The organism is Cellulomonas sp., assembly GCF_036279715.1.
Lineage (GTDB): Bacteria > Actinomycetota > Actinomycetes > Actinomycetales > Cellulomonadaceae > Cellulomonas_A.
Map to the genome: position 1 here is coordinate 1 of NZ_DASUIR010000069.1, position 25653 is coordinate 25653.

General features: G+C 72.8%; 18 protein-coding genes. 10 read left to right on the top strand and 8 right to left on the bottom strand.

The features are described 5' to 3' along the window. Positions 1-135 precede the first annotated feature (135 nt). Genes VFW79_RS07260 through VFW79_RS07275 form a run of 4 tightly spaced genes read right to left on the bottom strand, consistent with a single transcriptional unit; the run spans position 136 to position 4169 of the window. Positions 136-1554, bottom strand: a complete 1419-nt coding sequence (locus tag VFW79_RS07260) for an ABC transporter substrate-binding protein (protein ID WP_329676648.1) — start codon at positions 1552-1554, stop codon at positions 136-138. A 58-nt stretch (positions 1555-1612) separates the two neighbouring features. After that, positions 1613-2506 carry a carbohydrate ABC transporter permease gene (locus tag VFW79_RS07265; RefSeq protein ID WP_329676662.1) on the bottom strand — a complete coding sequence of 298 codons (894 nt, stop codon included), beginning with the start codon at positions 2504-2506 and terminating at the stop codon, positions 1613-1615. 8 nt (positions 2507-2514) lie between these two features. Continuing rightward, positions 2515-3423 (bottom strand): sugar ABC transporter permease, encoded by a 909-nt coding sequence (locus VFW79_RS07270; RefSeq protein ID WP_329676649.1) that lies wholly within the window; start codon positions 3421-3423, stop codon positions 2515-2517. After that, on the bottom strand, positions 3420-4169 hold the full coding sequence (locus tag VFW79_RS07275) for a glycerophosphodiester phosphodiesterase (protein ID WP_329676650.1): 750 nt from the start codon (positions 4167-4169) through the stop codon (positions 3420-3422). The genes VFW79_RS07270 and VFW79_RS07275 overlap by 4 nt, the downstream gene beginning before the upstream one ends. A 210-nt stretch (positions 4170-4379) precedes the next feature. Between VFW79_RS07275 and dapA the strand changes: the two genes are divergently transcribed. Continuing rightward, positions 4380-5297: a 4-hydroxy-tetrahydrodipicolinate synthase gene (gene dapA, locus VFW79_RS07280; protein WP_329676651.1), complete on the top strand. Its 918-nt coding sequence runs from the start codon at positions 4380-4382 to the stop codon at positions 5295-5297. 13 nt (positions 5298-5310) lie between these two features. Further along, a complete protein-coding gene (locus tag VFW79_RS07285) occupies positions 5311-6996 on the top strand; it encodes a ribonuclease J (RefSeq protein WP_329676652.1) in 1686 nt (561 codons plus the stop codon). Positions 6997-7026: 30 nt separating this feature from the next. On the opposite strand, the gene VFW79_RS07290 is transcribed toward VFW79_RS07285, so the two are convergent. Next, complete coding sequence (locus VFW79_RS07290; RefSeq protein ID WP_329676653.1) at positions 7027-7935, bottom strand: DMT family transporter; 909 nt, start codon at positions 7933-7935, stop codon at positions 7027-7029. 244 nt (positions 7936-8179) lie between these two features. On the opposite strand from VFW79_RS07290, the gene VFW79_RS07295 reads away from it, so the two are divergent. Both VFW79_RS07295 and VFW79_RS07300 read left to right on the top strand, forming a co-directional pair. After that, a complete protein-coding gene (locus VFW79_RS07295; protein ID WP_329676654.1) occupies positions 8180-10879 on the top strand; it encodes an FtsK/SpoIIIE family DNA translocase in 2700 nt (899 codons plus the stop codon). A gap of 5 nt (positions 10880-10884) precedes the next feature. Continuing rightward, on the top strand, positions 10885-13095 hold the full coding sequence (locus tag VFW79_RS07300; RefSeq protein WP_329676663.1) for a putative bifunctional diguanylate cyclase/phosphodiesterase: 2211 nt from the start codon (positions 10885-10887) through the stop codon (positions 13093-13095). 11 nt (positions 13096-13106) lie between these two features. Here the strand turns inward: VFW79_RS07300 and VFW79_RS07305 are convergent, their stop codons facing one another. Then, a complete protein-coding gene (locus VFW79_RS07305; protein ID WP_329676655.1) occupies positions 13107-14429 on the bottom strand; it encodes a CapA family protein in 1323 nt (440 codons plus the stop codon). Positions 14430-14546: 117 nt separating this feature from the next. On the opposite strand from VFW79_RS07305, the gene pgsA reads away from it, so the two are divergent. From pgsA to VFW79_RS07320, 3 genes are all read left to right on the top strand, one after another. Continuing rightward, the gene (gene pgsA / locus VFW79_RS07310) at positions 14547-15140 is read left to right on the top strand and encodes a CDP-diacylglycerol--glycerol-3-phosphate 3-phosphatidyltransferase (RefSeq protein WP_329676656.1); all 594 of its coding nucleotides are present in this window, start codon (positions 14547-14549) and stop codon (positions 15138-15140) included. Next, on the top strand, positions 15137-15652 hold the full coding sequence (locus VFW79_RS07315) for a CinA family protein (protein WP_329676657.1): 516 nt from the start codon (positions 15137-15139) through the stop codon (positions 15650-15652). Before pgsA ends, VFW79_RS07315 begins: the two co-directional genes overlap by 4 nt. Before the next feature lie 242 nt (positions 15653-15894). Beyond that, the gene (locus VFW79_RS07320) at positions 15895-16236 is read left to right on the top strand and encodes a helix-turn-helix transcriptional regulator (RefSeq protein WP_329676658.1); all 342 of its coding nucleotides are present in this window, start codon (positions 15895-15897) and stop codon (positions 16234-16236) included. Between the two features lie 64 nt (positions 16237-16300). On the opposite strand, the gene VFW79_RS07325 is transcribed toward VFW79_RS07320, so the two are convergent. Then, positions 16301-17092, bottom strand: coding sequence for a DNA-formamidopyrimidine glycosylase family protein (locus VFW79_RS07325; protein WP_329676659.1), 792 nt, complete (start codon positions 17090-17092; stop codon positions 16301-16303). Between the two features lie 24 nt (positions 17093-17116). Next, positions 17117-22063: an Lhr family helicase gene (locus VFW79_RS07330; RefSeq protein ID WP_329676664.1), complete on the bottom strand. Its 4947-nt coding sequence runs from the start codon at positions 22061-22063 to the stop codon at positions 17117-17119. Positions 22064-22208: 145 nt separating this feature from the next. Here VFW79_RS07330 and VFW79_RS07335 point away from each other — a divergent pair, with 145 nt between their 5' ends. Genes VFW79_RS07335 through VFW79_RS07345 form a run of 3 tightly spaced genes read left to right on the top strand, consistent with a single transcriptional unit; the run spans position 22209 to position 25407 of the window. Next, the gene (locus tag VFW79_RS07335; protein ID WP_197711464.1) at positions 22209-22439 is read left to right on the top strand and encodes a DUF3046 domain-containing protein; all 231 of its coding nucleotides are present in this window, start codon (positions 22209-22211) and stop codon (positions 22437-22439) included. Between the two features lie 20 nt (positions 22440-22459). Next, positions 22460-24607 carry a phage holin family protein gene (locus VFW79_RS07340; RefSeq protein ID WP_329676660.1) on the top strand — a complete coding sequence of 716 codons (2148 nt, stop codon included), beginning with the start codon at positions 22460-22462 and terminating at the stop codon, positions 24605-24607. Then, positions 24604-25407, top strand: coding sequence for an MBL fold metallo-hydrolase (locus tag VFW79_RS07345; RefSeq protein ID WP_329676661.1), 804 nt, complete (start codon positions 24604-24606; stop codon positions 25405-25407). The genes VFW79_RS07340 and VFW79_RS07345 overlap by 4 nt, the downstream gene beginning before the upstream one ends. The last annotated feature ends 246 nt before the right edge of the window (positions 25408-25653 follow it).

Below are 25653 nucleotides of genomic sequence, written 5' to 3' on the forward strand. Positions count from 1 at the left end.
CCTACCGACGCGTGGACCCGGACACCGCTGCCCGGTAGTCCCGCCACCGGCGAGGCAGCCCGCCGACGCGTGGACGTGCCACCCGCACCCCAGCACCCCCGCGGGCGGGGGTACTGGGGTGCGGGGCGCCCTTCCTCAGACGAGGTGCGGCTTGACGTCCGTCGTGTAGATGTCGGTGAGCTGCGCCTTGACCTCCGTGAGCACGGTCTTGGCGTCCTCGTTCTGGGTCACGACCCGCCCGAACCCGTCGGCGATGGCCTTGTCGCCTCCCGGCAGGAAGGCCCGTGCGTAGTCCTGCGTGCGGACGACCGCGATCTGGTCGATCGCCGTCTGGATCTGCGGCGCACTGGCGACGAGAGTGCTGACATCGGCCGAGGTGCGGGTCGGGATGTAGCCGGTAGCGGCCGAGAAGGCGACGGTGTTGTCGGGCCGCGTGAGGAACTTGAGGAAGGCCGCGGCGGCAACCTGCTCCTCCGGCGTGATGTCCTTGGGGATGCCGAGGCCGGCACCACCGGACGGGCAGACCGGCTCCGTCGCGGCCGGGCCGCCAGGCAGGAACCCGACCCCGACGTCGAAGCTTGCGGCCTTGAGGATCCCGACCAGGCTCCCGGTCGAGCTGACGGTCGCGCTGACGGCACCCGAGGACAGGTCGGCCGCCTGGTCGTTGGCCGTGACGCCGGCCCACTTGTCGACCTGCACGCCCTTGCGGACCCACTCGAGCGCCTCGACGACCGGGTCGGCATCGATCGTGATGTCCCACTTGTCGCTGTACGACCCGCCCTGACCCCACGCGTTGTTCTGGAACGTCCAACCCGCGTAGCCGGCGATCGCGGGGTACTGGAACGCGTTCTGGGCGCCGGTCGAGGCGCCCTTGAGCTTCGGTGCCCACTCGCCGAACTCCTGCCATGTCTTCGGGGAGCGGTCCGGCAGGCCGGCGGTGGCCCAGTGGGCCTTGTTGTAGTAGAAGAGCGGCGTCGACCGCGCGTAGGGGACGGCCCACTGCTGGCCGTCGAACTGGTAGTCGGCGAAGAAGCTCGGCCGGAAGTCGGTCGTGTCGACGTCCACCGCCTTGAGCAGCGAGTCCAGCGGGATGACCGAGTCGTTGAGGAAGTAGCGGAACCACCACACGTCGGAGAAGATCACGAGCCCCGGCAGCCCGCCGCCCGCGAGGGCCGTCTGGAACCGCTGCGCGACCTCCTCGTAGTTCTTGCCGGCCGTCACGAGTGTGACCTTGGTGTCGGACTGCGAGGCGTTGTAGGCGTCGACGAGCTTCTGCTCGGTCTCCTGCGACCCGCCGGGGTGGTTCGACCAGAAGCTGATCTCCTTGGCGGGCTTGACCCCCGCCCAGTCGGCGGCGCTCGCGGTCGGGGTGGATGCGGCCCCCGCGGACGCGGTGGACGGGCCGGCGCACGCGGCGAGCGCGAGCGCCCCGGCGCCTGCGGCCGACAGGCCGAGGAACGAGCGGCGGTCCAGGGCGAGGTCGGGCAGGTGCAGCCCACCGGGCGTACGGGCGTTCTGAGACTGCGTGCGCGGGCGGAAGAGGGCAGGGGACATGACGGTTTCCTCTCGGACGGGTGACGCAAGGGGACGGTGAGGAGTGAGGTCGGGCGGGTCAGCCGGTGACGGCTCCCTGGGTGAGGCCGGCGACGATCCACCGCTGGAGCGCGGCGAAGACGAGCAGGATCGGGACGATGACGACCACGGTCCCCGCCATCAGCACGCCCCAGGCGGCGGATCCGGACTCGCTGTTCTGCAGCAGCGTGAGACCCACGGGCAGGGTCATGTAGCGCGGGTTGTCGGTGATGATCAGGGGCCAGAGGTACTCGTTCCACTCGAACACGATGCTGATCAGCGCGACGGTCGCGATCGAGGGGGCGGAGATCGGGGCGACGATGCTCACGAGCCGACGCAGGTGACCAGCCCCGTCGATCTCGGCGGCCTCGACGATCGAGCGAGGCAGCGAGAGGAACTGCTGGCGCAGCAGGAACGTCCCGAACGCTGTCCCGAGGCCCGGCAGGACGATGCCCCACAGCGTGTTGCGGCCGCCGAGCTGCGCGATCAGCGTGTAGTTGGGGACGAGTGCGATGTGGGGCGGCACCATGAGCGCCACGAGCACGAGGGTGAACACGAGCCGTTTCGCCGGGAACCGGATGAAGACGAGCGCGTAGGCGGTCAGGAGTGCGAGGACCACCTTGGTGCCGGCGCCGACTGCCGTCACGATCGCGCTGTTCAGGAACAGGCGGCCGAACGACACGGTGTGCGCCGCCTCGACGTAGTTGCCGGGGTAGGCGGTCGACGGCAGCCACTGGATCGGCAGGTGCACGATCTCACCGGGTCGTTTGAACGACGAGAGCGCCATCCAGGCCAGCGGGAGCACGACGACGACGGTGGCGACCGCGACCGGCAAGTAGCCACCGAGCAGCGAGCGCAGCCGGGACGGGCGCCGGTCGGGCCGTGGGGTGAGCTCGGGAACGGCGACCCGCCGCGTGACGTCGGGAGCCTGCATGGTCGTGCTCACGAGTAGTGGACCCTCCGCTCGAGGAAGCGCATCTGCAGCACGGTGACGACCAGGAGGATCGCGAACAGGATCGTCGCGATGGCCGCGGAGTACCCGGCGCGGCCGTTCACAAACGCTTCGACGTACACCTGGTACATCAGCGTCGTCGTGCCGTCGATCGGCCCGCCCTTGGTCATCACGTGGATCAGGTCGAACGACTGCAGGGAGCTCAGCGTCGTGGTGATGAGCAGGAAGAACGTCGTGGGCGACAGCAGCGGGAGCGTGATGTGCGTGAATCGGCGCACCGTCCCGGCGCCGTCGAGCGCGGCGGCGTCCAGCAGGTCCTGCGGGACCGACTGCAGCGCCGCGAGGTAGACGACGGCCGCATACCCGAGGTTCTTCCAGACGTAGACGATGATCACCATGACGAGGGCCCAGCGACGGTCGAGGTACCAGTCCGGCCCGGTTGCTCCCCACAGGCGCAGCACCGCGGACAGGGCGCCGTACATCGGGTCGAAGATGAAGAGCCAGACGAGCCCGACGCCGACGCCCGAGAGCACGTACGGCGCGAAGATGATCGAGCGCGCCGCGGTGCGCCCCTTGACCCGCTGGTTGAGGGCCGTCGCGAGCAGGAGCCCGAGCACGAGCGTCCCGCCGACCGTGGCCAGCGTGAACACGCCCGTGACCCGCAGGACCTCCCAGCTGCGCGGGTCCGCGAACCACTTGGTGTAGTTGCCCAGCCCGACGACCGTCGCCGTGCGTGATCCGAGGTTCCAGCTGAGCGTCGAGTACTGGATGTTCAGGAGCAGCGGTCGGTAGGTGAACAGCGCGATCATCAGCAGGTTCGGCCCGGCGAACGCGAGGAACGTCAGGTACTCGCGGCGGCGAGGGCCGCGGCGCCGCGGCGCGGCCTCGACCGCGCTCATCCGCGCCTGCCGGTGAGGATCGCGCGCAGCGGCCCGACGCGGTCGGTCATGACGGCGTCGACGCCGAGATCGAGGGCGAGGGTGAGCTCGGCGTCGGTGTTGGGCGTCCAGCAGCAGGTCCGGATGCCGAACGTGGACATCGCGTCGACGGTCGCGGGCGTCAGGAACCGGTAGTACGGGTTGTAGTACTGCGGTCGGAGCTGGGCGAGCAGACGCACGTCCGGCAGCTGCAGGCTGGCATCGTTGAAGTAGATCGTCGCTCCGGGTGCAGCCTCGCGGACCTCGAGGAGCCCCTCGGTCGATCCGCAGAACGCCGTGCCGTCCGTGCGGGCGGCCCGGACGACGCGAAGGGCGGGCAGGGCCGCCACGGGGTGCTTCTGGTCGAGCACCAGCGGCACGCCGGCGTCGGCTGCTATCTCGAGCAGCTCTGCGAGCCGAGGGACGCGCAGGTCTCCCTCGCCGAGCAGGGCGATCTCGGGCCACGTCAGAGCCGAGACCGGACGCGGGTCGTCCCACAGCCGCGCGAACGTGTCGTCGTGCACCACGACGACAGTGCCGTCGGCTGCCAGCTGGACGTCGACCTCGATCGCGTCCGCCCCCTGCTCGATCGCCGCGACGACGGCTGCCGCGGTGTTCTCGCGGTGGCCGACCGGATCGCCGCGGTGGGCGATGGCAAGCGGGTTGACGGCTGCGAGCACGAAGGCCTCCGGGCCAGGTGGGCTGAGCGGACCGGATGCGTCCGCCACGGCCGATCTCACACCCCTCGGGACGTCCGGCCGGCAGTTCGCGGGCAGATTCGCCACGAGTTCACGAGGTGTTCGACGCCGCGCCCCCTGCCCGCCGCCGGGCCGACCGGGCAGCCACCTTCCGGACACGTCCCGGTCGATGCTCGGGGCTCGCGCGCGTCGGTCCGGGCGGGTGCGCCCTTTGCCCGCGCCGGACGGTAGTTTGGGCGCATGCCTCGCGCCACCTCGCCCGCACGCCCCTTCGGTGCCGTGCTCACGGCGATGGTCACCCCGATGACCGCCCACGGCGAGGTCGACCTCGACGCGGCCGTGCGGCTCGCGACGAACCTCGTCGACAACGGTCACGACGGGCTCGTGCTCAACGGGACGACGGGCGAGGCGCCCACGACGCACGCACCCGAGAAGGCCGCGCTCATCGAGGCGGTCGTCGGCGCCATCGGTGAGCGCGCGTGGGTCGTCGCGGGCGCCGGCTCGAACGACACGGCTCACGCCGTCCGGATGGCCGAGCAGGCCGCCGAGGCAGGCGCGCACGGGCTGCTCGTCGTGAGCCCTTACTACTCGCGCCCGTCGCAGGAGGGCGTCTACCGCCACATCAGGTCGGTCGCGGACTCGACCGACCTGCCGGTGATGCTCTACGACGTCCCGGGTCGATCGGGCGTGCGGATCGCTCCGGCGACCGTCGCGCGGCTCGCCGAGCACGAGCGGGTCGTCGCGGTCAAGGACGCCTCGGGCGACCTGTACGGCGCGGCGAGCGCGATCGCTCGGACCGGGCTTGCCTGGTACAGCGGCGACGACTCGGCCTACCTGGCGCTGCTCGCGCACGGCGCTGCGGGCATCGTGAGCGTCGTCGGCCACGTCGCCGGCCGCAGGCTCGCCGAGCTCACGTCCGCCTTCGACGCAGGCGACCACGCGCGGGCGCTGCAGGTCTTCCTCTCGATCGTCCCCGCGATCGACGCGCTCAACGGCGCAGGTTTTCAGGCGGTCTTCGCCAAGGCGGCCGTCGAGGCGCTAGGCCTCATCCCCAACCGACACATGCGGCTGCCCTACGTGGCCGCGTCGGACGACGACGTGGTCACGCTGCGCGCCCATCTGCGCGCGGCCGGTCTGCTGGACGTCGTCTCGAGCTAGACCTGGAGAGTTCATGAGCCATCCCCATCCCGAGCTGACCCTTCCCCCTGTCCTGGCCGACGGCGCGCTGCGCATCGTCGCGCTCGGCGGGCTCGGCGAGATCGGGCGCAACATGGCGGTCCTCGAGTACGCCGGACGGCTCCTCGTCATCGACTGCGGCGTGCTGTTCCCGGAGGACAACCAGCCCGGCGTCGACCTGATCCTGCCGGACTTCGACTACATCAAGAACCGCCTCGACGACATCGAGGCCGTCATCCTCACGCACGGCCACGAGGACCACATCGGCGCCGTCCCGTACCTGCTGAGGCTGCGCGCCGACATCCCCCTCGTCGGGTCACAGCTGACACTCGCGTTCGTCGAGGCCAAGCTCAAGGAGCACCGCATCACGCCGGTGACCCTCGCCGTCAAGGAGGGGCAGAGCGAGCAGCTCGGCGTGTTCGACTGCGAGTTCGTCGCAGTGAACCACTCGATCCCGGACGCGCTCGCGGTCGCTGTGAAGACCGGTGCCGGCACCGTGCTGCACACCGGCGACTTCAAGATGGACCAGCTGCCGCTCGACGGCCGGGTCACGGACCTGCGCGCGTTCGCGCGGCTCGGCACGGCCGGCGTGGACCTCTTCATGGTCGACTCGACCAACGCCGAGGTGCCTGGCTTCCTCGCGTCGGAGCGGGAGATCGGCCCCGTCCTCGACACGGTCTTCGCGGACTCCCCGCAGCGCATCGTCGTCGCGTCGTTCGCCTCGCACGTCCACCGCGTGCAGCAGGTGCTCGACGCAGCGCACCGCCACGGGCGACGCGTCGCGTTCGTCGGCCGCTCCATGGTCCGCAACATGACCATCGCCGCCGAGCTCGGCTACCTCAGCGTGCCCGACGGCGTGCTCATCGACCAGAAGAAGCTCGACACGCTGCCCGACGACGAGATCGTGCTCATGTGCACCGGATCCCAGGGTGAGCCGATGGCTGCCCTGTCCCGCATCGCGAACAACGACCACAAGATCGCCGTCGGCCCCGGGGACACCGTGATCCTCGCGTCGTCGCTGATCCCGGGCAACGAGAACGCCGTCTACCGCGTCATCAACGGCCTGACCCGGCTCGGCGCGCGCGTCGTCCACTCCGGCAACGCGAAGGTGCACGTCTCCGGCCACGCGAGCGCCGGCGAGCTGCTGTACGTCTACAACATCCTGAAGCCGCGCAACGTCATGCCGGTGCACGGCGAGGTGCGCCACCTCGTGGCCAACGGCGCGATCGCCGTCAAGACCGGGGTTCCGGCCGAGCGCGTCGTGCTCGCCGAGGACGGGGTCGTCATCGACCTCGTCGACGGGTTGGCCAGGGTCGTCGGCGTGGTGCCGTGCGGGTACGTCTACGTCGACGGGTCGAGCGTCGGCGAGCTCACCGACGCCGAGCTCAAGGACCGGGTCATCCTCAGCGAGGAGGGCTTCCTGTCGATCTTCGTGGTCGTCAGCTCCGCCGACGGCACGGTGCTCGTCGGGCCGCAGATCCACGCCCGGGGGTTCGCCGAGGACGACGCCGTGTTCGGCGACATCCTCCCGGAGCTCACGGCGGCGCTCGAGGAGGCGGCACGCTCGGGCACCTCCGACACGCATCAGCTGCAGCAGGTGGTGCGCCGTGTCGTCGGGCGCTGGGCATCGAACCGGCTGCGTCGGCGCCCCATGATCATCCCGGTCGTCGTCGAGGCCTGACCGCTCGATCGGCCCGGTATCCCCTCGCGGTCAGCTCGACGAGGGGGTACGGGCGAGCGGGCGGACGACGGGCTCGTCCACCGGCTGACGGGGACGCGACGAGGCCGCGGCCGATCCGCCGACGATGAGGGCACCGCCCACGGCGACGGCGGCCGTCACAGGCTCGGACAGCACGAGGGCGCCGAGAGTCACGGCGACCAGGGGGTTCAGGTACGCGACGAGTGTCGACCGCGCCGCGCCGACCTCGGTGATCAGGGTGAAGAAGAGCACGAAGGCGAGCGCCGTGCATACGACCCCGAGCACGGCGAGTGATGCGAGGGCCTTCGCGCCGGGCATCGGGTGCGGTCCGGACAGGGCGACGACGGGCACGTACGCGAGTGCCGCGACAGCCAGGCACGCGGCGGTGAGCAAGACCGGGGGGATGCCCTGCAGCGCGCGGTCCGCGATGATCGGCGCGATCGCGTAGCCGAGGGCGGCGAGCAGCACCTGGACGATGGGCCACGCGTGTCCTGGCGCCGAGCCGAGCCCGGTGAGCAGTGCCACCCCGGCCAGCCCGACGACGAGACCGAACCACCGCACGGGAGCCACCGGACGACGATCGCCGACGAGCCGCCCGAGCACCACGGCGAACACGGGGACCGTCGCGACCAGCAGGCCGGTCGTCGAGCTTGCGAGGGTCACCTCGGCGTTCGACAGGAGCACCCAGGGGCCGATGATCTCGAGCGCCGCGAACGCGAGCAGCGGTCGCCAGTGACCGCGCAGGACGCTCAGACCGCCTTGACGGGCCGCGAACGGCACCAGGACGACCGCGCCGATCGCGGTCCGGGCGAGCACGAGGGCCGGTGGCGACACCTCGGCGACGGCGACCTTGATGAGCAGGTACGGGACGCCCCAGATGAATCCCATGGCGCCGAGCAGGAGCCAGCCGCGCCGCGTCACCGGGCAGCCCCGACCCCAGCTGCTCCGACCACAGCCGCCCCGACCACAGCCGCCCCGACCACAGCTGTCGTCATGCGATTCATCCATCCGTTCACCCGCGTCACCCTTCCACCCACCACCGACATCCGGATCGCGCGGCGTGAGCCCGCAGGGCACCACGATCCCACGCGCTCGCGCGGCCCGGACCGACACGCACCCCCCGGGCTCCCCGCGCTGGTGCACCCCGCCCGCTACCGTGAGGACCATGGCGACCCGCACGTCTTCCCCGACCCCCCGCGCGAGCGCGAGCGGGTCGGCGTCGGCGCACCGGCCCGCCGCCCGCGCGAACGCCTCCAAGCAGGGCGGGTCGACGCGGCCTGCCGGTCGTGGTGCGACCCCCCAGCCACCCCGACGTCCCGCCCTCCCGCTGCGGATCGTCCGGGGTGTGTGGATGGGCTGCGCGCACGTGATCGGCGGCATGGCTCGTCGCGTGGGGCGCGGTGCGCGTGACCTCGACCCGGCGCACCGCCGCGACGGCATCGCCTTCGCCCTGCTCGGCCTCGTCATCGTCGTGGCGGCACGCGAGTGGTGGGGGTTGTCCGGCACTGCCGGCGACCTCGTCCACAACGTCGTCGCGGGCACGTTCGGGCGGGTCGGCGTGGTGGTCCCCGTCGTGCTCCTGGGGCTGGCGATCCGTCTGATGCGGCACCCCGAGCTGGGCCACGCGAACTCGCGCATCGGGATCGGCCTGACCGCGATCACGCTCGCGGTGTGCGCCCTCGTGCACGTCTCCGCGGGAGCCCCTGACCCGGCGGACGGCTTCGGCCCGGTCCGCGACGCGGGCGGGGTGGTCGGCTACCTGCTCGGCACGCCCCTGGAGACGATGCTGACCGTGTACGTCGCGGTCCCGCTCCTGGTGCTGCTCGCGTTCTTCGGTCTGCTCGTCGTCACCGCGACCCCGGTGAACCAGGTGGTGCCGCGCGTGCGCGCGGGCTACGACCACCTCACCGGCAACCGTCGGCCGCAGGTCGACGGCGACGACGAGCCGCTCGTCATCAACGCCGGTCACAGCGCCGTGCCGGAGATCGAGGCGCCACCGAAGCGGCGTCGACTCTTGGCGCGCAAGGCCCGGGGTGCGGTCACCGACCTCTCCGACGCCGCGCTTCTCGACGGGTATGACGGCGACGAGGCGTTCGAACGTGCCGCCGTGGTTGCGCCGGACGCCGGCGGCATGATGGCGGAGCCTGCCCCCGACACGGTCCCGACGGCCGTGCTCGAGGCCGGGGGAGCGTCGGCGGCCGCGACCCGCACCGCGGCCAAGGCGCTCACGGCGCCGGCCACGACCGGTGTCCCGCGCGGCGAGCAGCAGATGCTCGGCGGCGACGTGCTCTACGAGCTCCCACCCGAGGACCTCCTCGTCAAGGGCGCGCCCCACAAGGTGCGCTCGGCGGCCAACGACCGTGTCGTCGAGGCCCTCACGACGGTGCTCGACCAGTTCGAGATCGACGCCCAGGTCACGGGCTTCACCCGCGGGCCGACGGTCACGCGGTACGAGGTCGAGCTCGGCCCGGCGGTCAAGGTCGAGCGCGTCACAGCCCTCTCGCGCAACATCGCCTATGCGGTGGCGAGCGCCGACGTCCGGATCCTGTCGCCGATCCCGGGCAAGTCCGCGATCGGCATCGAGATCCCCAACACCGACCGCGAGATCGTCTCGCTCGGCGACGTCCTGCGCTCGAGCGCCGCGCGTCGGACCGAGCACCCGATGATCATCGGCGTCGGCAAGGACGTCGAGGGCGGCTACGTCACCGCGAACCTCGCCAAGATGCCGCACCTTCTCGTCGCGGGTGCGACCGGTGCGGGCAAGTCCAGCTTCGTCAACTCGATGATCGTCTCGATCCTCATGCGCTCGACCCCGGACGAGGTCCGGATGGTCCTCGTCGACCCCAAGCGAGTCGAGCTCACGGTCTACGAGGGCATCCCGCACCTCATCACCCCCATCATCACCAACCCCAAGAAGGCCGCAGAGGCCCTCGAGTGGGTGGTCCGTGAGATGGAGGCCCGGTACGACGACCTGGCCATGTTCGGGTTCAAGCACATCGACGACTTCAACGCCGCGGTGCGGTCCGGCAAGGTCAAGCCGCTCGCGGGCTCCGAGCGAAAGATCGCCACTTACCCGTACCTGCTGGTGATCGTCGACGAGCTCGCCGACCTGATGATGGTGGCGCCCCGCGACGTCGAGGCCTCGATCCAGCGCATCACCCAGCTCGCGCGCGCGGCCGGCATCCACCTCGTGCTCGCGACGCAGCGACCGAGCGTCGACGTCGTGACCGGTCTGATCAAGGCCAACGTGCCGTCGCGCCTGGCTTTCGCGACCTCGTCGCTCACCGACTCGCGCGTCGTGCTCGACCAGCCCGGCGCCGAGAAGCTCATCGGGCAGGGTGACGCCCTGTTCCTACCGATGGGTGCGGCCAAGCCGATGCGTACCCAGGGCGCCTGGGTCTCGGAGAGCGAGATCCACGCGGTCGTCGAGTACGTCAAGAGGCAGCACAAGCCGAACTACCGCACCGACATCGTGGCGACAGTCGCCAAGAAGCAGGTCGACGACGACATCGGCGACGACCTCGACCTGCTGCTCCAGGCCGCTGAGCTCGTCGTCACGAGCCAGTTCGGCTCGACGTCGATGCTCCAGCGCAAGCTGCGGGTCGGCTTCGCCAAGGCGGGCCGGCTCATGGACCTCCTCGAGTCACGCGAGATCGTCGGGCCGACCGAGGGCTCCAAGGCGCGCGAGGTGCTGGTCCTCGCCGACGACCTGCCCGCGACCCTCGCCCTGCTGCGCGGCGACCACGTCGGCAACGACGACCCCGACGAGGACGTGCTGCCCGGCATGCCGCCCGTCGCCCAGGACTACTACGACGACCTCGAATCGGAGGAGAGCGCCGACCCCTGGTCGGGCGACCGCCGGTGAACGACATGCTGCTCGAGCCGTGGGGAGCAGTGAGCGCTGTCGTCGCGGTCGTGGCGATCTGCGCGCTCGTCGCCGTGATGGTGCTGCTCGGGCGTGAACGTGGTCAGGTGCGCCGTGCGCGGGACCTCCTCGTCATGGCGCGCGAGCTCCGGCACCGCTACGACGCGCTGCAGTCCGTCACGAAAGAGGGCGTGCTGGTCCTGTCGCTCTCGGGCCGTGTGCTCGACATCAGCGAGCGGGCCGCGGCCATCCTCGGGGTCGACGCGCGTGCGACCGTCGGAAGGGCGATCACCGACCTCCCCGTCGTGGTGGTCAACGAGCAGGGGCTGTCGATGAACCCGGCCGCGGTCCTCAGCCACCGCTCGGGCGCCTCCGGTGCGGGGTACTCCGTGGACTCCCAGCTCGTCGGGATCGTCCTGGCGGGCCAGCGCGGCACCCAGGCGCGGATGGTGCAGGTCGCGACCCAGCTCGTTCCCGTCGGGGACGGGTCCGCGCCGGCGGTCCTCACGACGCTCGTCGACGTGACGGGACGTCGCGAGGTCGAGGCAGCGCTCGAGCGCAGCGAGCTGCAGTTCCGCGTCGCGATGGAGAACGCACCGATCGGGATGGCCCTCGTCGACCTCGACTGGCGGATCGTCGAGGTCAACGTCGCGTTCGCCGAGCTGCTCGGCACCACGGTGGAGGCCCTGCGGTGGTACGACCTGGGTGCGCTGTCGCAGCCTGACGAGCAGGAGGCCGAACGTGCGGACGTCGCGCGGCTGCTCGCGGGTGAGCAGCACAGGTTCTCCCGGGAGAAGCGCTACCAGCGTGCCGACGGTCACTTCGTGTGGGCGGTGCTCGACGTCGCTCTCGTCCGAGGTCCGTCCGGCGACCCGGACCACTTCGTCGTCCAGGTTCGCGACAGCACGGAGTCGCGCCTGCAGGCCGAGATGCTCACGCACCGCGCCATGCACGACCCGCTGACGGGGCTCGCGAACCGCACCCTGCTCCAGGAGGTCCTGCAGTCCGTCCTCGAGCAGCCCGGCGTCGTGGACCGGGTCGCGGTGCTCGCGTGCGATCTCGACGGGTTCAAGGCCATCAACGACCGTTACGGCCACGCGGCGGGCGACGAGGTGCTCGTCCATGTCGCAGGCGTGCTGCGTGCCGCGACCGCCGGGCGCGGCACCGTCGCGCGGCTCGGTGGGGACGAGTTCGTCGTCGTCGTCCAGGATCCCGACGCCGCCAAGGCCGTGTTCGACGTCGCCGCGTCGATCCTGGGGATGCTGGCTGAGCCCGCCCGCGTCCAGCGGCGCCGGCTCACCGTGAACGCATCCATCGGGATCGCGCTGGCCGACCCCGAGGCGATCGCGGGAGGAGCCCCAGCGCTCCTCGCGGCCGCCGACGCGGCGCTGTACCGCGCGAAGGCCGCCGGACGCGGTCGGACCGAGGTCTACGACGCGTCGATGGCCGTCCAGGGCGCCGCGGGCAGCCTGCAGGCCGAGCTTGCCGACGCCATCGTGAAGAACCAGCTCGTGCTGCACTACCAGCCGATCGTCGACCTGTCGGACGGCCGGGTGATGGGTCACGAGGCGCTCGTCCGCTGGCAGCACCCGGACCGCGGACTGTTGCTGCCCGGGTCGTTCCTCGGGAACGTGCAGGAGGTGGGCCTCGCAGGTGCCCTCGGTGCGTTCGTCGCGACGGAAGCGGCCTGCTACCTCGCCCGGTGTGCTGACCAGAGCCGATGGGTCTCGATCAACGTCTCGGCCGACCAGCTGGGCGACGGGGAGTTCGCCGCTCGCCTGCTTGCCGAGATCTCCCGCCACCGACTCGCACCGGGCCGTCTCGTGGTCGAGCTGACCGAGTCGACGCTGGTGGCCTCGGGCACGCGCATCCGCCACGAGCTGACCCAGCTGAGCGCCGCGGGCATCCCGATCCTGCTCGACGACTTCGGGACCGGCATCTCCCCGTTGTCCTATCTGCGGGACCTGCCGGTCAACGGCGTCAAGCTCGACATGTCCTTCACGTCCGGGATACCGGACGACCCGGTCGCCGCGAAGGTCACCCGGGCTCTGGGTGCGCTTGCGCGGGAGCTCGCGATGGTCACGATCGCTGAGGGCATCGAGAGCGAGGAGCAGGCCGCGTACCTGCACCGGAACGGCTGGCGGTACGGGCAGGGCTGGCTGTTCGGCAGCGCACAGCCGGAGGGCGCGGTCGCCCGGGCTACCGCGCGCGGGTGACGGGGCCCGCGTCAGCCGGCCGCACGAGGGACGACGACGGGGGCGACCCCGGTGGGTGTCGGCGGCGTCGTGCGCTCGGGGGCGGCTGAACCTGCCGCCGCGACGACTCGCGCCGTGCGCGCCGCGACGGCGGCCGGCGAGAGCGTGCCGGTGCCGCCCGTGATGTCCGCGAGCGCATGCACCTGATGGCCGCTGCGCCGGTCGACGGTGATCGGGGTCCACTCGACGCCGGTCACCCGTGCTGGTCCTGCGGCGCGACCGTCAGCGGCGAACGCCCCTGCGGACTCGATGTGCGCGGTCAGCAGGAGCCCCGAGTCCGTGTTCACCGAGCAGCACGCGCCGTCCTGGTTCGACAGGTAGTTGCCGAGCCCGTACGCGACCCACATGCCCTCGCCACGCGGTCCGCCTGTCAGCTTCGCGACGGGCTGCGGGACGTGCGCATGGTGGCCGATGACGAGGTCGATGACGCCGGAGTCGGCGAGCTCCTGGTCGATCGTCACCTGCTCTGGGGTCGGCTCGGTGACGTACTCGACGCAGCAGTGCACGCTGGCGACCACGAGATCGGCGCCTGCGGCGCGGGCCGAGGTCGCCTGCGCGACGAGGGCGGGCACGTCGATGACGTTGACCGACCACGGCTTGTCGGCGTCGATCGGCATCCCGTTGGTGCCGTAGGCGGCCGCGAGGTGGGCGACGGTGATCCGTTGGCCGGCCCGCTCGAGCGTGTAGAGCTGCGGCTGGCTCTGCTCGATCGCCGAGCGCGCCGTGCCGACGTGACCGAGCCCTGCCGCGTCGAGAGCGTCGAGGGTTGCCGTGACGCCCGAGAAGCCACGGTCGACGGAGTGGTTGGACGCCGTGGAGCAGCCGTCCCAGCCCTGCGCCCGGAGCGCGGCGGCGATCTCGGCAGGAGTCCCGAACATCGGGTAGCCGCTCGGTGCGGTGCCGGGTGGGGCGACGGGCACCTCGAGGTGGCACAGCGCGAGGTCGGCGCCCTGCACCCACGGGTCGAGGCCCGAGAGCACGGGGGAGAAGTCGTAGCCGCCACCTGCGACTCGGGCGGACGACAGCACCGGCAGGTGCGGCAGGACGTCGCCGGCCGCCACGATCGTGAACTGCGCGTCGGGATCGGGCGTCGGCGTCGGCGTGGGTGTCGGGGTGCTGGCGGGCGGCACGACGCCCGTCGCGGCCGACGGACCGTCGGCCGCCACGACGCCGGCACCCCACGAGGGCGCCACGAGCGGCGCGAGCGCGGCCGCCACGGTGAGGAGGAGGCCCACGGCGAGTGCGACGACCCGGTTCCGGCCGACGGCGGTGTCGGCGCGGGCATGTCGGGTCACGCGTCGGACACTAGCGCGAGCGCGTCGCTCTCGTGCACGCCTTCCGTCCTGGTCGATCACGCGCCGCGCGGCCGGCGAATGGCCAGGGACGCTGTGGGGCGCCTCTAGGCTGTCCAGGTGGTCCCCACCGTCCCGTCCCGCCTGAATCTTGCCAATGCCGTCACTGTGCTGCGGATCGCGATGGTCCCGTTCTTTGCCGTCGCGCTCATGGCCGACGGCGGGCACACCGTGCGGTGGCGCCTCGTCGCGGCCGTGATCTTCGCTGTCGCCGCCGCGACCGACCGGGTCGACGGGCTCATCGCACGACGTTCCGGGCAGGTCACCGACCTCGGCAAGCTGCTCGACCCGATCGCTGACAAGCTGCTCATCGGGACCGCCCTGGTGCTCCTCTCGGTCCTGGGTGACCTGTGGTGGTGGGTGACGGTCGTCGTGCTGGTGCGCGAGCTGGGCATCACCGTGATGCGGTTCTTCCTCCTGCGCTACCTGGTGCTGCCGGCCTCACGCGGCGGCAAGGTCAAGACGGTGCTGCAGTCGGTGGCGATCGGCGTCTACCTGCTGCCGCTCAGCCATCTGCCGGAGCTCGTCACCGTCGTGGCGGGCGTGCTGATGGCGGCCGCTGTTGCGGTCACCCTCGTGACGGGCGCCGACTACGTGAAGACGGCCGCGAGGATCCGCCGCGAGGAGCACCGCCCGCCGTCGGCGGCAGCATGACTGAGGCGCCGATCGGCTCGAGCGGCCTCGACGGCGAGCGTCTGCGGGCCGTGGCGCTCCTCGAGGCGCTCCGCACGCGGGGTTGGAGCGTCGCTGTCGCGGAGTCGCTCACGGGCGGCATGGTGATCGCGAGCCTGATCGACGTCCCGGGCGCCTCGAGCGTCGTCCGGGGCGGCGTGGTCGCGTACGCGACCGACCTCAAGGCGACGCTGCTGGGCGTTGACGGCGCGCTCCTCGCGGCGCGCGGCCCGGTGGACCCCGAGGTCGCGATGGCGATGGCGGAGGGCGTGCGACGCCGTCTGGGTGCCGACGTCGGGCTCGCGACGACCGGCGTCGCCGGACCTGATCCGCAGGACGGTCACGTTCCCGGGACCGTCCACGTCGCGGTCGCAGGACCGACGACGACCCAGGTGCGGTCGATGCACCTGGCGGGCGGACGCGGCGAGGTCCGGGTCGCTGCGCGCACCGCAGTGCTCGCGCTCGCGCTCGAGGTCGTGGGAGCTCACGGGTGATCTTTCGACCCCGGCCGGTCGCCTCCGGGAACACCGGGGCCAGGGCGGACGTTGGGTCTGACGTGATGAGCACCAGGCCCCCGACACGTCCTGCCGCCGCGAGGGTCAGCGGTGCACGGTACGGTGGGACTATCCCCGTCAAGGGACGAACGGACGTATCGGTCGCGGTTCACGCCCGGCCGATCGGGACGCGTACCGGAACGGGTCACGAGTTCGAACGAGACGCGAAAGGGGGACGCCAGATGGTCGTACTACGCCGCGAGATCGGTGATGTGCTGCGTGATGCTCGTCAGCGGCAGCGTCGCACCCTGCGCGAGGTGTCTTCCGCTGCTCGGGTGTCGCTCGGCTACCTGAGCGAGGTCGAACGCGGTCAGAAGGAGGCGTCGTCCGAGCTGCTGGGCAGCATCTGCGACGCGCTGGACGTCCCGATGTCGCTCGTGCTCCGCGAGGTCAGCGACAGGATCGCCGTCGCCGAACGTCTGCTGATCCCTGACACCATCCCGTTCGAGCTGACCGCCTCGCTCGACGGAACCAGCGATGCCGGCTGGGCACGCGCCCGGGCTGAGCTCGCCGCCATCGGCTGAGCGCTCCTGGACGGTTCGCTCCTGGTCGGTCGGCAGGGTCGTGGACCGTGCCTGCGAGCCGTCCTCAGACGTGCTGGCAGGTCGGGCAGTAGAACACCGGCCGCTCCTGCGGGGGCTTGCGTGCAGTCCCGACGTCGATGGGCGTGCCGCACCGTCGGCACTGTTGACGGTGTCGGCCGTGGACCTGGCGGCTGAGCTCGGCCACGGAGTGACTTGGGCGTGACGTCGCGAACGCCGCCGCCGAGCGACCCATGAGGGTCCGTGCCGTCGTGAGGACGGCCGAGGCGTCGACGCGATCCGCAGAAGTCCACGGCCACAGCCGCCGCGCGAACAGCGACTCCGCCATCCAGATCGTGCCGATCCCCGCGACGACCTCCTGGTCGAGCAGGACGTCGCACACCGGTTGCGCACCCCGCAGGGCCCACCGCCGCAGCGCCTCCGTGAGTCCAGGTCCCGGGAAGTCGTCGGCCAGGAGGTCGGGCCCCAGGTGCCCGATGAGGGTGTGCTCGTCGCGCGTGGCGACGACGTCGACCATGCCGAGCCGGTCACCGATCGCGGTCCACGTCTCACCCCCCAGGACCGCCCTGACCTGCTGCCCACCGGCGCGCGCGCCCGGCGTCCCGGTCCGCTCGATGCGCCACGAGCCCTCCATGCGCAGGTGCGTGTGCAGGGTGAGCCCGTCGTCGAACCGGGTCAGCAGGTGCTTGCCGTACGGCGCGGTGCGCAGGACGGTGCGGCCGACAAGGTCGAACGTGGCCACCGTCGGCCATCGCAGCTCGGACCGGGTCAGCACGCGGCCCGCCAAGGCCTGGTCCAGGCGGGCTGCCGTGCGCCGCAGCACGTCACCCTCGGGCATCGGGCGCCATCGCGGTCGGGGGTCTCATTGCTGTCCGCGGAGCCGCAGGCCACGAGGGGTCGGGGCGAAGCCGGCGCCGGCGAGAGCGCGACCGAGGGGGCCTCGCAGCGCGTCGCCTGCGAGCAGCTCGGCGCCGTCGGCGCGGGCGAGCGTCATTCGCCCGAGCCGGCCCGCCCGGATCATCTCGGCGAGCCGCGAGGCAGCAGGGGTGAGCAGCGCGTCGTCGGCCGTGAACGTCAGGACGGTGCGACCGCCGCGCTCGACGTACAGGACGAGGGCGCCATCCACGAGCACGACGACCGCCCCTGCCTTCCGGCCCGGTCGGTGGTGACCGGCGGGTGATTCCGCGGACGACACACCGCTCGGCGCCGGCCATGCGAGCGCGGCGCCGTAGGGGTTGGCCGGGTCGGTCGCGGCGAGAGCGACGACGAACGGCGCCTCGGTCGCCCCGTCCGCCGCGGCCTCCGCGCCGTGCCCGGCGGACCGCGCCACGGCGCGCTCGACGGTCCGGGCGTCCGCACGCAGGCGGTCGACGGCTCCTGGCAGGGCGAACTGCGAACCACCCAGGTGCTCGACGAAGTAGCCGCGGCGCACCTGACCGGCCTGCTCGAGTGCCGCCAGGACCCGGTAGACGGGACCGAACTGGCCGGCGATGCCCTCGGCCGGCGCCACGGCACGCGTGAGCACGCCGTGGCGGTCGAGCAGCTGGGCCGCGAGCGCGTGGGCGCGCAGCGTCGGGTCCGGCTCTCGCGCTGGCAGCAGCGACCACCGCCCGCCCGCCTCCTGACTGACGGCGGTGGACATCAGTCGGTCCGGACGCGCGAGGCCGCCGCGCAGGCCGAGGCGGGAACCGCGCGCGAGCGAGTGGCTGCGTCCGGGCGCCGGTGGGGTCCTGTGCGCCGTCCGGCCGGCACCGAGTCGCGCGCGCAACGGTGCGAGCCCGTCGTTCGTCACGAGACCCGCCCACACCAGGTCCCACAGTGCGGCTGTCACCTCGGCCTGCGTCGGGGCTCGCTGCGGCCCGGCCAGATCCTCGTCGCGACCGGCCAGGAGCTGCCCGACGCGCCCCACGAGACCGCTGAGGAAGTAGGCGCCACCGCCCTCGAGCGAGTCGAGCACCGCCCGGTGCACCGGCGTGTCCGCAGGGCCTCCGGGCTCCACCGGGTCGGCGGGCGGGAGGGTCAGGTCGGCGACCGCAGCAGGATGGAGGCTCACGAGCCCGTCGTTGCCCGCAAGGGCACCGTGACCCGCCCACAGCACCTCGCCCGCCGCGGTGAGCTCGTCGAGGAGCGCGGGGGAGTAGTCCGCGATGCGCGCCGGAAGCACGAGCGTCTCGAGCGCCGACGCGGGCACAACGACACCTGCGAGCTGCTCGACGACGCGGGCGAGGCCGTCCAGACCCCGCAACGAGCCTGACCGGTGGGATCGTCCTGCCGTGACCGGCACGGGGTCGATGCCCTGCCATCGCGGCAGGAAGACGCCGAGCACCCGGGGGTCGACCGGCTCGACCTCCGAGCGGAGCGCGGCGAGCGACCGTCGGCGCAGCATCCGCAGGACGTCCGCGTCACAGAACTCGTCGCCGACCCCGCCCAGCACGTCCGGCCGGAGCCGTCCCTGCACGAGCGCGCCCGACCCCTCGAGCCGACGCAGCACATCGGTCGCGACCGCAACCCCGAGGCCGAAGCGCACGGCGACCTCCGTCGCGGGGAACGGCCCGCGGGTGCGGGCGTGCCGGCGCACGAGGTCGCCGAGGGGATCGGGAAGCACCTCGGTGAACGCTTCCGGGACGCCGACGGGGAGTGCGACGCCGAGGGCGTCCCGGAGGCGACCGGCGTCCTCGACGGCTGCCCACTGCTCGGTCGACCCCGCCTGGACCCCCGCGAGGCGGACGTGGATGAGTCGGCGCGCGGACTCGAGCTCGGTGAGCCAGCCTGCCACCTGTGGGCGTACGTCCTCGCGGGTGCGGCGCTCGATCTCCCCGACGGGCAGGGGTCCGTGCCGCCGCACCACGTCCGCGACCTGCTCGAGCGAGCGCGCCTGACGGTCCGGGGCGAACCCTCCGAGCTCTGCCTCGGTGCGCACGACCGCAGCAGGGTCAAGGAGGTCGGCGAGCTGCGACTGCCCGCTCCCCAGCAGCTCGGCGAGGAGCGTCGGGTCGAGCGTCAGCGCGGCGGCGCGGCGCTCGGCGAGCGGGGCGTCGCCGTCGTACAGGAACTGCGCGGTGTAGCCGAACAGGAGCGACTGCGCATAGGGCGAGGGCATGGGCGTGGTGACCTCGACGACCCGGACGCGGCGCGCGGCGACGTCGCGCATGAGCGTGGTCAGCGCGGCGATGTCGAAGTCGTCCTGGAGGCACTCCCGGACGGCCTCGAGGAGGATCGGGAAGTCGGGGTACTGCGCGGCGACGCTCAGGAGCTGCGCCGAGCGCTGCCGCTGCTGCCACAGGGGCTGGCGCTTGTCCGGACGGCGGCGCGGCAGCAGCAGCGCGCGGGCGGCGGCCTCCCGGAAGCGGGCCCCGAACATCGCCGAACCGCCGAGCTCGGCGCGGACGGCGTCGGCCACGTCGTCCGCGTCGATGAGCAGGTCGGCGGACTCGATGGCCGGCCCGTCGTCCGACCATCGCGCCCCGGCGTCACCGCCGGCCGGGGCATCGGTGGCCATCAGGTCGGGGAGGCGCAGCACGATGCCGTCGTCGGCGTGCATGGCTGCGACGTCGACGCCGAAGCGTTCGCGCAGCCGCGCGGCGACGACCAGCGCCCAGGGTCCGTGCACGCGCGCGCCGTACGGCGAGTGGACGACGATGCGCCAGTCGCCGATCTCGTCGCGGAAGCGCTCGACGACGAGCGTGGCGTCGGTCGGCACCTCGCCGGTCGCCGTGCGCTGCTCGTGGACGTAGGCCAGCAGGTTGTCGGCTGCCCACGCGTCGAGCCCCGCACGCTCGACGAACGTGCGGGCCTCGTCGTCGGGCAGCGCCAGCAGCTCACGGACCCAGGCCCCCATCGCCCGGCCCAGCTCGGCGGGGCGCCCGGGGGAGTCGCCCTTCCAGAACGGCAGCCGACCCGGCAGGCCCGGCGCGGGCGAGACGACCACGCGGTCGGGGGTGATCTCCTCGATGCGCCACGTGCTCGACCCCAGGGTGAACGTGTCGCCGACGCGCGACTCGTAGACCATCTCCTCGTCCAGCTCGCCCACCCGCTTGCCGCCGCGCGGGCGTCCTGCGACGCGCTCGTCGTCGGCTGCGACGTCGTTCGCGACCGACGGACCGGCCAGGAACACGCCGTACAGGCCGCGGTCGGGGATCGTCCCGCCGCTCGTGACCGCCAGCCGCAGGGCCCCCGGCCGCGCCGAGAGCACGTCGAGCGTGCGATCCCAGACGATGCGCGGCCGCAGCTCGGCGAACTCCTCGCTCGGGTAGCGGCCGGCGAGCATGTCGAGGACGGCGCGGACGGTCGCGTCGCCGACGGTGGCGAACGGCGCGGAGCGGCGGACGAGCGTCGCGAGCTCGGCGACCGACCAGTCCTCGACCGCCACCATCGCGACGACCTGCTGCGCGAGGACGTCGAGCGGGTTCGACAGGACCGACAGCTCCTCGAGCTCACCGCTCCGCATGCGGGCCGCTGTGACGGCGGCGGGGACGAGCTCGCCGCGGAACGTCGGGAACACGACGCCGCGAGAGACCGCACCGACCTGGTGGCCGGCGCGCCCGACGCGCTGCAGGCCGCTCGCGACCGACGGCGGCGTGCCGACCTGCACGACGAGGTCGATCGCCCCCATGTCGATGCCGAGCTCGAGCGAGCTCGTGGCGACGACGGCGGGCAGTCGCCCCGCCTTGAGCTCGGTCTCGGTGCGGGTACGTTCCGCCCGGCTCATCGACCCGTGGTGGGCGCGCGCGAGGATCGTCGACGCGTCGCGCGTGTCGATCCCCACCGCCGTGCCGGACTCGCCGGGCGACTGCGCGGGACGCAGCGTGCCGGGATCGGGGACGAACGCGCCGTTGCGCTCGGCCCACACCTCGTTCATCCGTGCGGTCAGGCGCTCGGCGCCCCGGCGGGAGTTCGTGAAGACGAGCGTCGTGCGGTGGCCCGCGACGAGGTCGACGACCCGCTCCTCCACATGGGGCCAGATCGACGGGCGTGCGACGGGCCCCGCCGCCGGGCCTGTCAGGTCGATCTCGCCCGGTGGGAGAGGCGGGGCGTCGCCAGGTCGACCGGCGCGAACGCCGGGTGTGGCACTCAGGTCGGACAGGTCCGGCACGGGGACCACGACGGACACCTCGATCCGCTTGGTCGACGGCGGCTGCACGACGACGACGCGTCGCCCGCCGTCGACGGGCGACCGTGCCCCGCCGAGGAAGCGTGCGACGGCATCGACCGGTCGGACGGTCGCCGACAGGCCGACCCGCTGCGCCGGCCCCGGGCCGCCCGGGTGGTCGAGCAGAGCGTCGAGCCGTTCGAGCGAGACGGCCAGGTGGGCGCCGCGCTTCGTTCCGGCGACCGCGTGGATCTCGTCGAGGATCACGGTCCGGACCCCGGCAAGGCCGGCGCGGGCACCCGAGGTCAGGATCAGGAAGAGCGACTCGGGCGTCGTGATGAGGATGTCAGGAGGACGGGTCGCGAACGCCCGGCGCTCGGCGGGCGGGGTGTCGCCTGTGCGGATGCCCACCTGCACGTCAGCGAGCTCGAGCCCGGCCCGTGTGGCGGCCTGCCGGATCCCGACGAGCGGCGAGCGCAGGTTGCGCTCCACGTCGGCTGCCAGTGCCTTGAGCGGAGAGACGTACAGCACCCGGCAGCGCTCGACCGCCGGGACCGCCGCGAGCTCGCGACCGGGCGAGAGGAGGCTGTCGAGGGCCCACAGGAAGGCCGCGAGGGTCTTGCCGGACCCGGTCGGGGCGACGACGAGCGCGTGCTCGCCCGACGAGATCGCGGACCAGGCGCCGGCCTGTGCCGCCGTCGGCCCCGCGAAGGCGCCCATGAACCAGTCCCGGGTGGGCGCCGAGAAGCGCGCGAGCACCTCCGACGGGTCGTCCACCGCACCATTGTGACCGTCGGCACCCACAGTGCGCCGTGCGGTCGGACCGGTGGCCGACAGCACGGTCGACGGGTGGCAGGCTGTGCGGGTGCGCCTTCGCGAGTTCTGGCAGCTGGTCGACGAGGTCTTCGGCCGGGTGCACGGACGCGCCCTGACGAACGACCTCGTCCTGACCGCGCTCGACGGTCGGACCGCGGCGGCCGCGCTCGAGGACGGTGAGGAGCCGCGCACGGTCTGGCACGCGCTGTGCGACGCGATGGACGTCTCGGACACGCGGCGATTCGGCGCGAGCCACCGGCAGGCACCACCCCGCCGGTAGACCCGTGGCAGGCTGGAGGCGTGCTCTCGAGCCCGGCCCCCACCGCCAGTCGGGCGCGCTCTGGGCGACCGCGGCTCGCGGACGCCTGGGACACCGCGGGCTCGCTCGTGACCACGGCGCTCGGGCTCGGTGCGGCGATCGCCCTGGTCGACGGGGCCCGCGCGAACCACCCGGCAGCGATCCTGCTCGCGGCTCTGGTGGTCGGCGTCGGCGACCTCGTGCTGCGGGCGCCTCTGCGGCTCTTCGCCCGGGCCGCCGGCGCCATGGGGGCCCTGGTGGCCGGGCTGGCGGCGCAGGTCCTGGTGGCGTGGGTCGCGCTGACGCACGTCCCCGGGATCGTCGTGGACTCCGGTGTGGCGGTGCTCGAGGTCCTGCTCATCGCGTCACTCGTCATGGCCGTCGGCCGGTGGCTCTGGGGCGTCAACGACACGGAGTACGTGCTGGGCGACGTCATCCGTCGTGCACGGTCCCGGGCCCGGCGCGCGGGCTCGGCGCCAGGCGGTGGGTCTGCGGCGCTCGCCGGGCCGCCGGCCTTGGGCGCGCGTGTCGAGGGCGAGCGCTCGCCGGGTCTGCTCGTCGTCCAGCTCGACGGGGTGTCTGCCCCTGTGCTGGCCCAGGCTGTGGAGGCAGGCCTCGCGCCCACCGTCGCGCGGTGGCTCGCGTCGGGCAGCCACTGCCTGGACCCCTGGTGGTCGCGCGTCCCTGCGACGACGCCGGCGAGCCAGGCCGCCCTCCTCCACGGCGACTCGAGCGGCATCCCGGCGTTCCGCTGGTGGGATCGCGACCTCGGTCGCCTCGTCGTGACGAACCATCCGACGGACGCGGCGCTCGTCGAGTCGACGCTGCCGACCGAGACCTGCCTCCTTGCGCCGGACGGGGCGGCGATCTCGACGATGTTCAGCGGTGGCGCGGCGACGAACCTGCTCGTCATGAGTCGGAGCGCGCGCGCACCGGACGGTTCGCGCGGCGGCTTCGGACCGGGGCCCGCCTACCTGCGCTTCTTCGCGAGCCCGTTCGTCTTCACCCGAGCCGTCGCGCGCAGCGTCGCCGAGATGGCCAAGGAGCTCTACCAGGCGCGCCGGCAGCGGGTGCGCGGGGTCGAGCCCCGGGTGTCGCGCGGCGGCTGGTTCGTCGTGCTGCGCGGCGTGACCAACGCGCTCATGCGCGACCTGACGACGTCGCTCGTCGCCGAGCACCTCGTCCGCGGCACCCCCTCGATCTTCGTCGATCTCGTCGACTACGACGAGATCGCCCATCACGCCGGCCCGACCCGTCCCGAGGCGCTGCGTGCCCTCGAGGGGCTCGACGGCGTGCTGCACGTCATCGAGGAGGTCCTGCCCCTGGCGGCGCGCGACTACCAGGTCGTCGTCCTGTCGGACCACGGGCAGTCGCTCGGCCCGACGTTCGAGCAGGTCGAGGGGCGCAGCCTGCTCGAGGTGGTGCGCTCACTGATGGCCGACCCGGACGCGAACGGGGTGCAGGCCGTCGCGGGCGAGGAGTGGGGACCACTCAACTCCCTCCTGACCTCGGCGTTCTCGGGATCGCGCCCGCGCGGGACCGTCATGCTCGGTCCGGACGCGCCGTCGCGGGCTGTGCGCGCCGGACGGTCCGGGCGGGTCGGCGCTCCTGACGTGGTCGTCACCGGGTCCGGCAACCTCGGCCTCGTGTGGTTCCCGTCCGCCCCTGCCCGGCTCGTGCTCGAGGACCTCCAGGAACGGTGGCCCGGCCTGGTCGCGGGCCTGGCCGCGCGGCCCGGGGTCGGAGCGGTCGTCGTGGACACGGCGGCGCGCGGGCTCGTCGCCGTCGGCGGGCGGGGTCTCGCGCTGCTCGAGCACGACGTCGCCCCGGAGGGTGAGGACCCGCTCGCGGGATGGGGCACACAGGCCCGGGCCGATCTCGCCCGTGCGGGTCGGCTCGAGCACACCGGCGACCTGCTCGTCATCTCTGCCATCACACCTGGAGGTCACGTGCACGCGTTCGAGGGTCAGGTCGGCTCGCACGGCGGGCTCGGCGGCGATCAGAACCGCGCCCTGCTGCTGCACCCGAGCGGGCTCGCTGTCGACGCCGACCTGCTCGCAGACGTCGACGGCACCGCGATGCTCGTCGGGGCGGAGCAGGTCCACATCCAGCTCCGACGGTGGTCGGCTGTCCTGGGGGTGCGGTCATGAGCGAGACCGGTCTGGGCTCCGTCGCGGTGCGGTGGCTCGGCCACGCGAGCGTCGTGCTCGATCTCGGGGGGGTCCGTCTGCTGACGGACCCGCTGCTGCAGCGGCACGCCGGTCTGCTGCGACGGCGGGGGGCGGCGCCCGAGGTCACGGCGTGGCAGGGCGCCGCCGCGGTGCTGATCTCGCACCTGCACTACGACCACGCCGAGATCGGCTCGCTGGAGCTCCTCGATCACATCCCCGTCCTGTCGGCACCCGCGAACGTCCGGTGGCTGCACGCACGCGGGTTCGACGCGGCGGTGGGTCTCCATGGCGACACGTGGTGGCCCGTGCCGGGCTCGGACGTCCAGGTGCGGTTGACGCATGCCGTGCACGGCGACCGCCCGATGCGGCGCCGGCCCAACGCCGCCAACGGTTTTGTCGTCGCCGCGCCCGGGCTGCGGATCTGGTTCGCGGGGGACACGGCGCCGTTCCCTGCCATGGCGCACCTGCCTGAGCTGGCCGGCGGGCCCATCGACCTCGCACTCGTGCCTGTGGGTGGCTGGGGGCCACGGCTGTCGGGAGGGCACATGGACCCCGTGCAGGCGGCGCACGCGTGCGCCGCGGCGGGCGCACGGGCGGCGGTCCCCGTGCACTGGGGGACGCTCCACGCCCCCGCGTCGCGACGCCTGCCACCGGGGTGGATGGACCGGGCGGGAGCGGCGTTCGAGGTCGCGCTCGAGCGGTTCGCCCCGGGATGCCGGGCCGTGGTCCTCGAACCGGGCGAGGCCGTCGACGTGGTCGGGCGCGACGCGACGGGATGACCGCGGCACGCGATCGTGGTGTTCGGCGTGTCGCAGCGATCGAACACGTGTTCGGGTAATGTTGCTCCTGGTGCGGACGTCCCAGCACCTGCCGGATCGGAGCAGCCCACGGGCTGCGACCTGCGGCAGAGCCCTGTGGACAGAGCACGGACGGATGTCGGTGGTCAGGCATAGCGTCACCCGAAACCAGAGACCAGCCCCAGAACGTGCAGCGATCCGCTGCCTGAGACGACGAGGTGTGACATG